This window comes from Acidipropionibacterium timonense (assembly GCF_900605005.1).
In the GTDB taxonomy this organism is placed as follows: Bacteria; Actinomycetota; Actinomycetes; order Propionibacteriales; family Propionibacteriaceae; genus Cutibacterium; species Cutibacterium timonense.
The window spans coordinates 2,743,736-2,757,584 of record NZ_LR027558.1 but is presented as its reverse complement, the minus strand read 5'-3'; the positions used below and the strand labels follow the sequence as shown (position 1 = coordinate 2,757,584).

The window sequence follows — 13,849 nt, the reverse complement described above, 5'->3', positions numbered from 1 at the left end:
CAGCACCCACAGCGCCGACGAGACCGTACGGGCGCCCGGCATGGACCTCCGTCGGGCCTCCGCCGTCTGCACCCGCGTCCTCGACGCCGTCGACGAGGTGCTCGTCGGCAAGCGTCACCGGATGGAACTCGTCCTGGCCGGGGTGCTGGCCGGCGGGCACGTCCTCCTCGAGGACTTCCCCGGCCTGGGCAAGACCCTCGCCGCCCGCTCCCTGGCCCAGGCCCTCGGCCTGGAGTTCACCCGCGCCCAGTTCACCCCCGACATGCTGCCCGGAGACCTCACCGGCTCGTACCTGCTCGACCACACCAGCGGCGAGTTCACCTTCCGCCCCGGGCCGCTGTTCACCGGGCTGCTGCTGGCCGACGAGATCAACCGCACCCCACCGAAGACCCAGTCGGCACTCCTCGAGGCCATGCAGGAACGCCAGGTCACCGTCGAGGGTCACACCTTCGCCCTTCCCCGACCCTTCCACGTCCTGGCCACCGCGAACCCGGTCGAGCACGAGGGCACCTATCCGCTGCCCGAGGCCCAACTCGACCGCTTCGTCCTGCGGCTGGCCTTCGGCTACCCCGACGCCGACGAGGAGTGGCAGGTGCTCGAGCGGCGGATCGCCCGACGCACCGAGGCCACCCGGGTCGACCCCGCCACCGACGCCGCCGGGCTCGTGGCCCTCGAGGAGGCCGTCGAGCAGGTGCACGTCGCCGAGTCGGTCGGGCGCTACGGCGTCGCCCTCGTGCGGGCCACCCGGGAGCACCAGTCGAGCCTGGTGGGCGCCTCACCGCGCGGATCGCTGGCCCTGCTCACCTGCTCGCGGGCACTGGCCCTGGTGCGCGGACGCGACTACGTCGTCCCCGAGGACATCAAGGACCTCGCCGAACCGGCCCTGGCCCACCGCATCACGGTGCGACCGGAGCTGTGGCTCAACGACGTGTCGGGGGCCTCGGTCGTCGCCGATGTCCTCGCCCAGGTGCCCGTGCCGACGCCGTCCACCGTGCGATGAGGCGCACCGAACCGGCCGCCCCGACCTCCGCCCTCGCCCGGGCGGCCGGGTTCACCGTGGTGCTGCTCCTCCTGGCGGTCACCGTGCGCCGTCTCGACCTGCTCATCCTGGCCGGGCCCTTCCTCGTCGCCACCGTCCGCGGGCTGCTCCACCGGCGCGACGCCGTCACGCTCACGGCCGGCCCGTCGGCGGTCGTCCTGCGCGAGGGCGACGGGGTCGACGTCACCGGCGGGGGGCCCGCCGGGTGGACGACGGTCGTCGCCGTCCCCGGGTCAGCGCAGGCCAGCACCGACCCCACCTGGGGTGCGGCCGCCGACGTCACCTCGTGCCGGGTCCGGCTTGCCCCGCAACGGTGGGGTCAGCACCTCTTCGAGGGGCCGACGGTCCAGGCCGAGGACCCCTCCCACTCATGGCGGGCACGCATCCAGGGCCCCTCCCTGCGCACGACCGTCGAGCCGACCGCCCAGGTCATGGTGGGCCCCTCGGGCATCACCGACCCCCTCGGGGTGCAGGGGGTGCACCGCTCGGTCGTCGCCGGGGAGGGCACCGACCTGGCCGAGGTGCGTTCCTTCCGTCCCGGCGACCGGCTGCGCCGCATCAACTGGCGCGTCACCCAACGCACCGGGCAGCTCCACATCAACTCCACCCTCACCGAGCGGGACACGACGATCCTCGTCGTCCTCGACACGACCGGCGAGGTGACCGGCGCAGAGGGGTCCGGCGCCGAGGGACCGGCCGGGACGAGAGACGAGCCGATCGCCGAGTCCAGCCTCGACCTGGCGGTCCGGGCCACCAGCGCCATCAGCCGGCACTACCTGGCCGCCGGCGACCGGGTCGGCCTGCACGACCTGGGACGACGCACCCGGGCCGTGCCGTCGGGAACCGGGCCCCGACAACGTCGGATCATCTCCGAGGCGCTGGCCCGCACCCGACGCGACGACCGGCCGATCTCGATGATCGACCCGGCTCCCCCGGTGCGGCCGGGCACCCTCGTCTTCGTCTGCACCACCCTGCTCGACGAGGACGTCGTCGCGCAGGTCGTGCACCTGGCCCGCGCCGGGGCCCAGGTCGTCGTCATCGACACCCTCCCGGCCGTGGTCGGCGATCTGGCCCACCTGCCCTCCCGGCGCGTCGACTCCCGGTCCCGTCGTCCCGTCCCGGAGGCCTGGGTGCTGCGGCGTCTGCAACGCGAACCGGTCGTCGCCGGGCTGGAACGGATGGGCGTCCCCGTCGTCGCCTGGGCCGGACCGGCCAGCCTGGCGGCGGTCCTCGAGCGGTTGGAACGGGCCCGACGGGCACCGAGATTGGCACGCCGATGAGGACCGCGACCCAGTCCCTGGCCGAACTCCTCGAGCACTGGCGGCGCCGCAGCGCCGGCCAGTGGGCGCTTCACGGCGTCGGCCTGGCGTGCCTGGCCCTGGCCCTCGGGCTGCTCGCCCACTGGTGCCCCGGGCCGGTGGCCCCGGCCGTCCTCGTCGGGTGCGCAGTGCTCGGCGTCCTCGCCACGGCCGTCCCGGACACCCCGCTCGGGCTCGTCGTCCTCGTCGTCGTCGCCCTGTGGTGGCTGGCCGGACCCGGATCGTCGTGGCAGGCGTTGCTGCTGGCCCTCCCGCTGTGGGCGTGGCACTGGTGTGCAGCGGCGAGCGCCTCGACGCCCTCCCACGGCCGGATGGGCCGCGCCGTGCTCCGGTCGACGGCCCTGTCCGGGGTGGTCGTCGCGGTGCTGGGGGCGGCCGTCGGCGGTCTCGTCGTCCTCCTGGGTGCTTCGGGCCTGGTGCCGCGTGGACGCTGGTGGCTGGCCGTCCTGGCGGCCGTGGCGGTCGTCGGCGTCACCGCCACCTGGCCCCACAAGCGGTGACGGTAGGGTCAGGGGCCATGGGCCGGACGAGGAGCGGGGCGACGCGGGTCGTCCTGGGCACCCTGCTGGCCGGACTGGCGGCAGGGGTCATCGGTGGCCTCCTGAGTCAGCTCAACATCCTCATCGAGACCCTCACCCTGGGAGTGCACTTCTCCGTGACGACAACCGGGGTCGGCACCGTTCCCCTGTGGCGCCGCCTGGCCGCACCGGTGCTCGGCGGGCTCGTCTCCGGCCTGGCCTGGAGCTGGCTGCGACGCCGTCGCGTCGTCACCGTCGCCGACGCCCTCGACCGCACCGACCCACGCCGGCTCAGCCTGGGAGACCAGGTCGTCGACGCCGGCGCCCAACTCCTCGTCGTCGGCTCGGGCACCTCCCTGGGCCGCGAGACGGCACCGCGACAGATCGCGGCGGTCGCCGGACAGCGGGTGGCCGAACTCCTCGACGCCGACGTCGAGCTGCGTCGCACCCTCATCGCAGCGGCCTCCGGAGCCGGCCTGGCGGCGGTCTACAACGTCCCGGCCGCCGGGGCCCTCTACGCCCTCGAGCTCACCGTGCGACCGGACCTGCGGCGCCGTTCGGGCTGGGTCCAGGTGGGCGTGGCCGCCGTCGTGTCGGCGCTGGCGACCGTCGTCGCCTGGCTCGTCAACCACGATGAACCGACCTATCGGCTGCCGCCGGTCGACGCCGGCGGGTGGGGCCTGTGGGGTGCCGCGGCGGCGGTCGCCCTGGCCTGTCTGGCGGTGGGCCCGGCTGTGGCCCTGGCCTTCGGGCGGCTCAAGAAGAGCTCGTCCGCGCCCCGCAGGCTGTGGTGGACGGTGCCGCTGGGGTCGGCGGTCGTCACGCTCATCGCCCTGGTGGTGCCCCAGGTGCCCGGCAACGGTCAGGTCGTCGTCAACGCCCTCGTGGCCATGCCGTTGGGCTGGCAACTCGTGACGACCTTGGGGGTGGCCAAGCTCGTCGCCACCTGTTGTGCCCTGCGCTCGGGGGCGGCCGGCGGCCTGCTCACGCCGTCCCTGGCGGTAGGCGGCTCGCTCGGGGCACTGGTCGGGATCGGCCTGGGGACACGCAGCCCCGCCGAGCTCGTCGTCCTCGTCGTCGCCGGGGCGGCGTGCCTGCTGTCGATGACCCAGCGGGCGCCGCTGTTCTCGGCGGCCTTCGCCCTGGAGCTCACCCGCCCCGCCGCGCCCGTGTGGCTGCTCGTGGCCGCTGCGGTCGCCCTGACCTGGGCCGGTTGGACCCTCCTCAGCCACGAGTCGGTCCGTCGCGGCGGGGTCGGCAGGGCCCCACGGCGTCACTGACCGCCGTCGGCACCACCGATCGGGCCCGGAGCCACCTACACTGCCTCCATGGCCAGCCAGAAGTCGTCATCGGCGAGCAGGGGCGGCGCCGTCGTTGCCGTCCTCGCCCTCCTCGTCGCCACCGCCGCGCACAAGGGGGCCATGGTGGCCGTCCTGGCCATCGTGCTGCTCACCCTGCTGGGCATGACCTCGGCCTCCCGCATGAGGAAGCGCCTGGAGCGGGCCGCCCTGCGGCCCGAGGCGTGGGGCAGCCCCGTGGTCCCGACGAGCGCACTGGGGGTCGGCACCCCGACGACCGCGGTCGTCACCGACCAGCCGACCCAGCGGCGGATCGGGGACCCGCATGAGGGATTCGACCACGGCATCGGCGACCAGCACGCGGACGTCGCCACCGATCCCGCCTGGAGTGCACCGGTCATCCCGTGGCAGGTCGCCGGGATTCCCCCGCAGCACGCTGGGCCGGGAGCTGTGCGGCCAGGGCCCGTGGAGTCGGGAGCCATGGACCCCGGGCCCACCCAGCGCGGCCCTCTCCCGGTGCGCCGAACCCCGCCGCCGGGGGCCGGGCGACCGCCGGCCCGGCCGGTGACCGCCCAGCCTGTCCCGGCCCGACCTGTCCCGACCCGATCCGGCCCGACCCAGTCCGGTGCGCCGCGTCGCTCCCCCGCGCCGGCGTCCGGGGACCCGATCCCCGAACCGCCCGTCTCGGCCCTGTCGACGTCCTGTCTCACGGCGGGCACGTCGTTGCTCAGCGAACGCCCGACCTCATGCCTGGTCGGCGGCGCCGGCGCGGAAGGCCTTGGTGGCCCACGCCTGTCCGGTCCGGTCGAAGGCCAGGACGTCCACCTGCCAGCGTGAGGCCGCCAGCAGCAGTGTCGGCGAGCCCCCGGCGAGGATCGCGGTCGCCAGGACGTCGGCGGTGATGATCTCGTCGGCCACCACCGTCACCTGGGTGAAGGCGGTCCCGGCCGACGAGGTGCCCGGGTCCAGACGCCACACGTGCTCCCCACGCTCGGCGGTCCCCGAGGTCGCCACCGCCCGACGCCCCGGCCGGCAGGTGGCCTGGCTCACGAGCTTCATCCGGTCGATGGGGTCGACGATCCCCGCCACCCACGGGAGTTCGCGGGACGGGTCGACCCCGCGCACGAGGACGTCTCCCCCGGCGTTGAGGCACCAGTTGGCGATGCCGGCGTCGTCGAGGACCCTCCCGGCGCCCTCGATGGCCAGCGCCTTGACCACCCCGGCCAGGTCGGTCGTGCCGTCGGGTCGGGTCGCGGTGAAGGCGCCGTCGGTGGCCATCTCCCAGTCGTGGCTGAGCCAGTAGGCGTCGCGGATCTGCGGGTCGGCGTCACGCAGCCGCAGCTCACGGCGGGCCAGCCGCGCCCCCTGGGACCCGGACCGGTAGAGGCTGAACAGCTCGTCACGGGAGGAGAACTCCTCACGGACGCCGTCGGCGACCTCGGCGGGCAGGGGCCGGGCGGTCGTCACCGAGACGACGGTGCCCATGGTGTCGAAGACGAGCCGGGCGAGGCGCCCGGTGCCGCGGTCGGTGCCGAGAAGGTTCGTGCTCATGATGACTCCCTGGGGTGTGAGGTACGGGTCAGTGGACGGTCAGGCCTTGTCGATGGCCGATTGGAGGGACTGCTGGTAGGCCTGCGAGGTGAAGGTCGCCCCGGAGACGGTCGCGGTGTCCGCGCTCTGGGCCGACAGGACCTCCTGGCGCAACATGGGGACGGCGACCTGGTCGATCTCGTCGGACCTCGGTGATCCGTCGCTCTGGACGTTCTCGGTGACCGAGGTGATCTTCCCGTTCTGGTACGTCACCGACACCTGGATGGTGCCGTACCGGAAGGAGACGGCGTCGCCGGTGTAGGTGCCGTTCTTGGAGCTGCTCGAGGACGAGCTGCTCGAACTGGACGAGGTCGATGTGCTGGACGAGGTGGTGGAGCTGGACGAGGTGGCGTCCGAACTCGTGCCCGAACCGGACGCCGTCGTGGAGGTGGAGCCCGACGTGCTCGAGGTCGCCGGAGCCGTCGTCATGACCGAGGTGGCCTCGGCCGTCCGGCCGTTGTCGGTGCCGATGTTCCAGGCAGCGAGGAGCACCCCCGCGGACGCCACCGCTGCTGCTGCTTTCGCCTTGACGCTCACCAGGAGAACCTTTCTTCGTGGATCTGGCGATCGGGGACCCCGATCGCCCTGGCCTCGGCGACGAACTCGTCGGTCCATGCCTGTGGGCCGCAGACGTAGAGATCTGCCTGACGCACCCAGGGGGCCAGTTGGGACAGCTGGACCGGGGAGTTGTCCGGGGTCCAGGACCGGGCCGCCGGACGTCCGGGGCCGGGGTGGAAACGGTGGCCGACGAGGGTCACCAGGCGGACGCCGCGCTCGCGGCACAGGTCGACGATCTCGTCGTGGTGGACGAGGTCCTCGCGTCGGGAGGCACGGGCGATGAGGAGGGCCCGGCCGGGCACGACGTCGACGGTCTCGAGGAGGGCTCGGATGGGCGCCAGGCCGACGCCCGACCCGGCCAGGACGACGGCGTCGCTCGTGCCCGAGGAGGCGGTCATGATGCCGTAGGGGCCGGCTGCCAGCACCTTCGTGCCGGGACGCAGCCGGTGGGCGATCTGGTCGGTGCCGCGGCCGAGGATGCGCATCGTCACCCGCAGACGCCGTCCGTCCGGGGCTGCCGAGAGGCTGAGTGGATGGGCGTGCCAGACCAGGCGCGGGTCGAGGAACCGCCAGGTGAGGAACTGACCGGCCTCGCCGCCCAGGCCGGACAGGTCGCGTCCGGTCATGGAGATCTCGACGCTGTCGGGGGTCACCCATCGCACCTGGTCGACGACGAGCCGATGCTCCAGGGACTGGGCCAGCGGCAGGACCCACCGGAAGGTCAGCAGGCAGAAGCCGGTGACGAGGAGCAGGGCCGCCCAGTACACCTTGGCTCCCCCGACGAGCAGCCGGGAGTCGGAGAACATGTGCGGGATGGACGCGCCGATGCCGGCGTAGGTGAGCAGGTGGATGACGTACCACACCTCATGGGGCAGACGCCGTCGGGCCGCCTCGAAACTGGAGACGCCGACCGCGCAGAGCAGCCCCAGGCCCAGGACGGCAAGCGGGATGTCCGCGGTCGACCACAGGTCGGCGACGCCCCGGAACAGTCCGTTCGCATCGAGGCTCCAGGACGCCGTGAGGGCGACGACGTGCACCCCGACCAGACTCATCGACCAGACGGTGAGGCGCCGGTGGTGGGCCAGGGCGCGGTCGTGGCCCATGGCGTGGTCGACGAAGGGGATCCGCGCCGCCAGGAGGAGCTGGAGGACGAAGAGGTCGGTGGCCACGAGGCCGGAGACCATGCCGAGGGTGGTGAGGGCGGCCGAGGCACTCGACCAGTCCGCCGAGCTGCGTCCGGCCAGGTAGATCCCCACGGCCAGGGCGATGCTCAGCCATCCGCTGAACTCGACGACGTCACGCCGCCAGGCGCGATGGACCCGACGGGCGGGTGTGGGTGCACCGGTGTCCGATGCGGTGATGACCCGCTGAGGGGCCCGCATGGTCGGCGCCGACGGGGTCTGTGCCCGCCACGTGGTCGTTGACATGGCTCCATGACAGCGACGGAGTCTGTGCGCTCGATGTGTCGATGCTGAAAGTCGGGGATGACTCACGGAACCCACAGTTTTTGCAGCACTGCAAATCTGCGCTACTGTCATCTTCGGCTCGCCGACGGGCGGGTCCGACCCGCAGCGACGCGACCGTCCCGGCGGGATCTCTCGTCGCGCGGTCCGCGGCCTCCCCCCTTCGACAGCACAGGTGAGAATTGTCCCAGTCAACCCCTGCGCGCCAGCCGGACACCTCCGGGGCGCTCATGACACATCGCCAGATCCAGCTGGTCGTCTTCGCACTCATGTCGTGCATGTTCCTCAGCTCGCTCGACCAGACCGTCGTCTCGACCGCCATCCGCACCATCGGTGACGATCTCAACGGACTGGACAAGCAGGCCTGGGTGACGACGGCCTACCTCATCACCTCGACCATCATGACGCCGATCTACGGCAAGCTCTCCGACATCTTCGGACGACGCGGGCTGTTCATCACCTCGGTGTCGATCTTCGTCCTCGGCTCCTTCGCGTCGAGCTTCTCGACCTCGATGCTCATGCTGGCCGGGTTCCGGGCCTTCCAGGGCATCGGCGCCGGCGGCCTCATGTCGCTGCCGCTGGCCATCATGGGCGACATCATGCCGCCGCGTGAGCGCGCCAAGTACCAGGGCTACTTCCTGGCCGTCTTCGGCGTCTCCACGGTCGTCGGCCCCCTCGTCGGTGGCATCTTCGCCGACGCCCACGAGATCCTCTGGATCGCCGGCTGGCGCTGGGTGTTCCTCATCAACGTGCCGATCGGGGCCTTCGCCCTCTTCATGCTCTTCACCTTCCTCCACCTGCCCAGGGTGACCTCCCATGCCCACCACCCGGTCGACTGGTGGGGCGCCACGACGGTCGTCGTCGCCCTCGTCCCGCTGCTCCTGGTGGCCGAGCAGGGTCGCAGCTGGGGCTGGACGTCGGCCGGCTCCATCGCCTGCTACATCACCTCGGCCGTCGGGCTGGCCGCCTTCATCCTCGCCGAGCGCGTCGCCGGCGAGTACGCCATCATCCCGCTCAAGCTCTTCCGGTCGCACGGGTTCTCGATGGCCTCGCTGCTGGGTCTGCTCGTCGGCTTCGGCATGTTCGGCGCCATGATGACGATCCCCATGTACCTGCAGATCGTCAAGGGCATGTCGCCCACCGAGTCCGGCTTCGCCACCCTGCCGATGGTCCTGGGCATCATGACCGCCAGCATCACCGTCGGCCTGGTCATCGCCCGCACCGGCCGCTACGGGTTCTTCTCCCGGATCGGCTCGGGCATGACGGCCGTCGCCTTCCTCCTGCTCATCTGGTCGGTCGGCCGGCCCTTCTGGACGACCGCCCTGGCCATGTTCATCCTCGGTCTGGGCCTCGGCCAACTCATGCAGACCCTCACCCAGGCCAGCCAGAACGCCGTCGCCGGCCGCGACATCGGCGTGGCCACCAGCGGTGCGACCTTCTTCCGCCAGATCGGCGGCACCCTGGGCACCGCCGTCCTCCTGTCGGTGCTCTTCCAGGTCATGCCGACGAACATCCAGAAGAACATGGGTGACGAGGCCATGCTCAGGACCTCCCTGTCGGCGGCCCTCGACCCCTCGGTCGCCTCGGCCCCGCAGAACGCCGGCATCATGGAGAAGGTCTGGACGCCGATCACCTCGAACATCAAGGCGAATTACACCCAGCAACTCGCCAAGGCGACCGCTGCCGTTGACGCCCAGGTGCAGGACGCCGTCGAGGCCAAGGCCAAGGCTGCTTCCGCGAGCCAGGCGCAGGCCCTGGCCAAGCTGCCGGCCGACCAGCGTCAGGCCGCCCTGGCCGCTGCCCAGGCGAAGATCAAGGAGGCCACCACCCAGGCTCAGGCCCAGGCCCTGGCCAAGGTCGCGCAGCAGCAGCACGTCAGCGTCGTCGACGGCAAGCTCACCATCGACTGGTCGAACGCCTCCCAGCGCAACCACGCCGTCGACCAGCTGGCTCCCAAGCTCGCCGCGACGATCCGCAGCTCCTCCGGGTCGACGACGTCGTCCAGCTCGATGTCGGACACCTCCTTCCTCAACGGCGCCGACGAGCGCCTCACCCAGCCCTTCCTCGACGGGTTCAACTCCGCGGCCCGGGTCATCTACTGGATCGGCTTCGGCGTCATCGCCTTCACCTTCGTGCTCTCGTGGTTCTTCAAGGTGCCGCCGCTGCGCGAGCGCTCGGCCCTCGAGGAGCGCGCCGCCGAGATGGAGCAGGGCTCCGGTGACGACGACCTGGCTCCCTCCGAGCCCTCCGGCAGCAGCCTCGAGGCGGGCGTCGAGGACACGACGGGGACCGGGTCGGGCCCGCGCCGGGCGGCCGGTCCGCGTCGGCCCCAGGGATCCTCCGGCACGGCCGGCGAACCCGGACGTCCTCGTCGCGCCGCCCTCGGCTCGGGCCCCGGCCTGGGCGTGAGCGGGGACCCGGCGTGACCGGCCACGGACGGTGCCCCGCCGAGGGCCTGCGGGAGCGCAAGAAGCGGGCCACGAGCGCCGCGATCCACGAGGTCGCCCTGCGGCAGTCCGAGGAGCGCGGGATCGACGCGGCGACGGTCGAGACGATCAGCGAGGAGGTCGGCATCTCGGCGCGGACCTTCTTCAACTACTACCCGTCGAAGGCGGCCGCCATCCTCGGCGTCACCATCGTCCCCCTGGACGACGAACGCCGACAGGCCTTCCTCGCCAGCGACGGCGACCTCGTCGCCGACCTGTGCGACCTCCTGGCGTCGCAGCTGTCGGTGCCCTCCGAGATGGCCCGGGTCCACGCCATCTTCCGGGCCCACCCCGACCTCGTCGAGGACGCCCGGCACCGGATGGGCCCGGTGCGTGACGAGCTCAAGCGGCTCACCCGGCAGCGGGTCGACGACCCCTTCGAGGGGCGGCTGGCGGTCGCCCTGGTCATGTCCGCCTTCGGGCTCGTCATCCAGTCGGGCGGTCCGGCCGAGGGTCCGACCCTGGGCCAACGGTTGCGAGAGGCGGTCGGCATGATCGGGGAGTACGCACGCGACCGGCACCTCTCGGGAGGGTTCGGGTTCACCTCCTGACGGGTGGGTCGGGCTCAGGTGGGGAGTACCCGGCGGGCGCTGCCCATCGTGCCCCGGGCCCACCGGGGCTCTCCGCCACGTCACTCCCCCTCCCCCGGGCCCGCCGCCCGAGGGCCCCAAGTAGGCTTGCGGCATGGCAGAGATGCGCACTGAGAAAGACAGCATGGGCACCATCGAGGTGCCCGCGGAGCACTACTGGGGAGCCCAGACCGAGCGTTCCCTCCACAACTTCGAGATCGGGCGCGACACCTTCGTGTGGGGACGCGACATGATCCGCGCCCTGGGCATCCTCAAGAAGTCCGCCGCCCAGGCCAACAAGGAGCTCGGTGAGCTGCCCGGCGACGTCGCCGACCTCATCATCCGGGCCGCCGACGAGGTCATCGCGGGCAAGCTCGACGCCGAGTTCCCGCTGGTCGTCTTCCAGACCGGTTCGGGCACCCAGTCGAACATGAACACCAACGAGGTCATCAGCAACCGGGCCATCGAGATCGCCGGCGGCGAGCGCGGCTCCAAGACCCCGGTGCACCCCAACGACCACGTCAACCGCGGCCAGTCCTCCAACGACACCTTCCCCACCGCGATGCACATCGCCGTCGTCCTCGAGATCAACGAGCGCCTCTACCCGGCCGTCAAGCAGCTGCGTGACACGCTCGACGCCAAGGCCAAGCAGTACGACGACGTCGTCATGGTCGGCCGCACCCACCTGCAGGACGCCACCCCGATCCGCCTGGGCCAGGTCATCAGCGGCTGGGTCGCCCAGCTCGACTTCGCCCTCGACGGCATCCACTACGCCGACTCGCGGGCCCGTGAACTGGCCATCGGCGGCACCGCCGTCGGGACCGGCCTCAATGCGCACCCGAAGTTCGGCCAGACCGTCGCCAAGCACGTCTCGGAGGAGACCGGGCTGGAGTTCACCCAGGCCGCCAACCTCTTCGCCGCCCTGTCGGCCCACGACGCGCTGGTCCAGGTGTCCGGGTCGCTGCGGGTGCTCGGCGACGCCCTCATGAAGATCGCCAACGACGTCCGCTGGTACGCCTCCGGCCCGCGCAACGGCATCGGTGAGCTGCTCATCCCCGAGAACGAGCCCGGCTCGTCGATCATGCCCGGCAAGGTCAACCCGACCCAGTGCGAGGCCATGACGATGGTCGCCACCCGCGTCTTCGGCAACGACGCGACCGTCGGCTTCGCCGGTTCCCAGGGCAACTTCCAGCTCAACGTCTTCAAGCCGGTCATGGCGCACGCCTGCCTCGAGTCGATCCGCCTGCTGGCGGACGCCTGCGTGTCCTTCGACAAGCACTGCGCCTACGGCATCGAGCCCAACGAGGCCAAGATCAAGGAGAACCTCGACAAGAACCTCATGCAGGTCACGGCCCTCAACCGGCACATCGGGTACGACCTGGCCTCGAAGATCGCCAAGAACGCCCACCACGAGGGGATCTCGCTGCGTGAGTCCGCCCTCACCGTCGGCGGGATGAGCGAGGAGGACTTCGACAAGTGGGTCGTTCCCGCCGACATGACCCACCCCTCGGCCGCCCAGGAGTGACCGACTGATCCTCGTCCGGGAGCGGGGCGTCGCGATGGGCGCGCCCTGAGCCCGACAGCCCTCATTCACGGCGGTGCGCCGGACCGGAAGGTCCGGCGCNCGGGAGGGCCCGGCGCCCCGCCGTCTCGTGGCGCTCCACATCCTCGGCTGCCGCGGTCAGGGCCACCGCGCCTCGGGCGTCCCGCTGCTCGCACCGCGTCGCACCACCTGGGGCACCGACGGACACTGTCAGGAAATCACCGTGAGCGAGGAGAAGTTCCCCTCCAAGGGAGGAATCGCCCGCTCCGGGGATTTTCCTCACACACGTCGCCGGGCGCCGACCCCCGTGCACGTGCTCCACCCGTCCCCTGTGGACAACCTGGCCCACCCATCGTGTGCGTTGTCCACAGATCTGGAACTGGGTGCCGGATCCGGGCCCGTGCCACGACAACTGGGGTATGAGGATCATGCACACCCTTGAGGACCACCACGGAGTCATGCGCGTGCCCGCCGGAGCCGCGTCCGAGGCCCAGGCCTGCCGCGCCGTGAGGCGCGGCCTCGTCATCCGACCGCTGCCCGGCGTCATCATGGATGGCGCCCTCGCCGGCCACCCCGGCGCCTGGCTGCGCGCCGTCCACCTGTGGCGGCCCGACGCCGTCCTCGACGGCCGGGCGGCGCTCGCCTCGTGCCACGTCCCGTTGCCCGGGGGCGAGGGGATCGAGAGGATCGACGTCCGTCTCGACCATCACCTGCCCGATCGCGGGCTGCTGCGGTTCCATCGCGGCACCCCGTCGCCGCCCCACCGCCACGTCACCGCCGAGGCCACGTGCGTCCACCCCGCCGTCGCGGTCCTGGGTTGCGCGGCGCGCGTTGACTGGGAACCGCTCTTCCATCTCTTCCGACAACGCATCGTCACCATCGATGAGCCTCGTGCCGTACGCGCCGAGGCCGCCCGGCTCCACGGGCGGGGCCCCGTCGACCAGGTGCTGCGGCTGGTCCGCGACGAACCGTGGTCGATGGCCGAGCTCGAACTGCACCGTCTCCTCCGCGAGGCCCGGGTGCGAGGCTGGCGGGCCAACGCCGAGATCCGCGCCGACGACCACGACCAGGTCGCCGACCTGCTCTTCGACGACGAACACCTCGTCGTCGAGGTGGACAGCTACTCCTTCCATGGCTCCCGGGACGCCTACGAGGCCACCATGAGGCGAGCCGCGCGCATCGGCCGCGGGGGATGGACGGTGCTCCACGTCACACCGGCGATGATCCGGGTCGACCCGCGGGCCGTGCTCGAGCTCATCTGCACCCGGCTCCACCGCCGCCACCGTCCCGTGGCCCTCCCGACCAACGCGGAACTCCGGCGGGGTCGACTCCCCGATGTCGGGAAATCACCGTGAGCGGGGAGAAGTTCCCCTCCAGGGGACGAATCGCGCGCTCCGGGGGATTTCCCGACACCCTCTGCCGAAGCTGTGCCTCGCGGCCCCCACGCCCACCCCACGACACGTTTC

General features: G+C 72.0%; 12 protein-coding genes. 9 read left to right on the top strand and 3 right to left on the bottom strand.

The window, feature by feature from the left end:
* Positions 1-40 precede the first annotated feature (40 nt).
* The 5 genes from E0E30_RS12925 to E0E30_RS12905 are packed head-to-tail and all read left to right on the top strand — an operon-like array spanning position 41 to position 5,011.
* On the top strand, positions 41-1,000 hold the full coding sequence (locus E0E30_RS12925; RefSeq protein WP_130866909.1) for an AAA family ATPase: 960 nt from the start codon (positions 41-43) through the stop codon (positions 998-1,000).
* Positions 997-2,319 (top strand): DUF58 domain-containing protein, encoded by a 1,323-nt coding sequence (locus tag E0E30_RS12920; RefSeq protein WP_130866618.1) that lies wholly within the window; start codon positions 997-999, stop codon positions 2,317-2,319. Before E0E30_RS12925 ends, E0E30_RS12920 begins: the two co-directional genes overlap by 4 nt.
* Positions 2,316-2,858, top strand: coding sequence for a hypothetical protein (locus E0E30_RS12915; protein WP_130866617.1), 543 nt, complete (start codon positions 2,316-2,318; stop codon positions 2,856-2,858). Before E0E30_RS12920 ends, E0E30_RS12915 begins: the two co-directional genes overlap by 4 nt.
* A gap of 17 nt (positions 2,859-2,875) precedes the next feature.
* A complete protein-coding gene (locus E0E30_RS12910; protein WP_130866616.1) occupies positions 2,876-4,156 on the top strand; it encodes a chloride channel protein in 1,281 nt (426 codons plus the stop codon).
* 48 nt (positions 4,157-4,204) lie between these two features.
* Positions 4,205-5,011, top strand: a complete 807-nt coding sequence (locus E0E30_RS12905; RefSeq protein ID WP_130866615.1) for a hypothetical protein — start codon at positions 4,205-4,207, stop codon at positions 5,009-5,011.
* On the opposite strand, the gene E0E30_RS12900 is transcribed toward E0E30_RS12905, so the two are convergent.
* Genes E0E30_RS12900 through E0E30_RS12890 form a run of 3 tightly spaced genes read right to left on the bottom strand, consistent with a single transcriptional unit; the run spans position 4,919 to position 7,749 of the window.
* Positions 4,919-5,725 (bottom strand): FAD:protein FMN transferase, encoded by an 807-nt coding sequence (locus E0E30_RS12900; protein ID WP_210115833.1) that lies wholly within the window; start codon positions 5,723-5,725, stop codon positions 4,919-4,921. The genes E0E30_RS12905 and E0E30_RS12900 overlap by 93 nt on opposite strands.
* A 39-nt stretch (positions 5,726-5,764) precedes the next feature.
* Complete coding sequence (locus E0E30_RS12895) at positions 5,765-6,301, bottom strand: FMN-binding protein (RefSeq protein WP_210115832.1); 537 nt, start codon at positions 6,299-6,301, stop codon at positions 5,765-5,767.
* The gene (locus tag E0E30_RS12890) at positions 6,298-7,749 is read right to left on the bottom strand and encodes a ferredoxin reductase family protein (protein WP_167853955.1); all 1,452 of its coding nucleotides are present in this window, start codon (positions 7,747-7,749) and stop codon (positions 6,298-6,300) included. The genes E0E30_RS12895 and E0E30_RS12890 overlap by 4 nt, the downstream gene beginning before the upstream one ends.
* A gap of 266 nt (positions 7,750-8,015) precedes the next feature.
* On the opposite strand from E0E30_RS12890, the gene E0E30_RS12885 reads away from it, so the two are divergent.
* From E0E30_RS12885 to E0E30_RS12870, 4 genes are all read left to right on the top strand, one after another.
* Positions 8,016-10,211 (top strand): MDR family MFS transporter, encoded by a 2,196-nt coding sequence (locus tag E0E30_RS12885; RefSeq protein WP_210115831.1) that lies wholly within the window; start codon positions 8,016-8,018, stop codon positions 10,209-10,211.
* Positions 10,208-10,822: a TetR/AcrR family transcriptional regulator gene (locus E0E30_RS13525; protein WP_210115830.1), complete on the top strand. Its 615-nt coding sequence runs from the start codon at positions 10,208-10,210 to the stop codon at positions 10,820-10,822. Before E0E30_RS12885 ends, E0E30_RS13525 begins: the two co-directional genes overlap by 4 nt.
* 133 nt (positions 10,823-10,955) lie before the next feature.
* The gene (gene fumC, locus E0E30_RS12875; protein WP_130866612.1) at positions 10,956-12,365 is read left to right on the top strand and encodes a class II fumarate hydratase; all 1,410 of its coding nucleotides are present in this window, start codon (positions 10,956-10,958) and stop codon (positions 12,363-12,365) included.
* A 437-nt stretch (positions 12,366-12,802) separates the two neighbouring features.
* On the top strand, positions 12,803-13,738 hold the full coding sequence (locus tag E0E30_RS12870; protein WP_130866611.1) for an endonuclease domain-containing protein: 936 nt from the start codon (positions 12,803-12,805) through the stop codon (positions 13,736-13,738).
* The last annotated feature ends 111 nt before the right edge of the window (positions 13,739-13,849 follow it).

Bases quoted from the DNA above. Each gene is read 5' to 3' on its own strand.
- E0E30_RS12925 (WP_130866909.1), top strand. From the start codon at position 41: ATGGACCTCCGTCGGGCCTCCGCCGTCTGCACCCGCGTCCTCGACGCC.
- E0E30_RS12920 (WP_130866618.1), top strand. From the start codon at position 997: ATGAGGCGCACCGAACCGGCCGCCCCGACCTCCGCCCTCGCCCGGGCG.
- E0E30_RS12915 (WP_130866617.1), top strand. From the start codon at position 2,316: ATGAGGACCGCGACCCAGTCCCTGGCCGAACTCCTCGAGCACTGGCGG.
- E0E30_RS12910 (WP_130866616.1), top strand. From the start codon at position 2,876: ATGGGCCGGACGAGGAGCGGGGCGACGCGGGTCGTCCTGGGCACCCTG.
- E0E30_RS12905 (WP_130866615.1), top strand. From the start codon at position 4,205: ATGGCCAGCCAGAAGTCGTCATCGGCGAGCAGGGGCGGCGCCGTCGTT.
- E0E30_RS12900 (WP_210115833.1), bottom strand. From the start codon at position 5,725: ATGAGCACGAACCTTCTCGGCACCGACCGCGGCACCGGGCGCCTCGCC.
- E0E30_RS12890 (WP_167853955.1), bottom strand. From the start codon at position 7,749: ATGTCAACGACCACGTGGCGGGCACAGACCCCGTCGGCGCCGACCATG.
- E0E30_RS12885 (WP_210115831.1), top strand. From the start codon at position 8,016: ATGACACATCGCCAGATCCAGCTGGTCGTCTTCGCACTCATGTCGTGC.
- fumC (WP_130866612.1), top strand. From the start codon at position 10,956: ATGGCAGAGATGCGCACTGAGAAAGACAGCATGGGCACCATCGAGGTG.
- E0E30_RS12870 (WP_130866611.1), top strand. From the start codon at position 12,803: ATGAGGATCATGCACACCCTTGAGGACCACCACGGAGTCATGCGCGTG.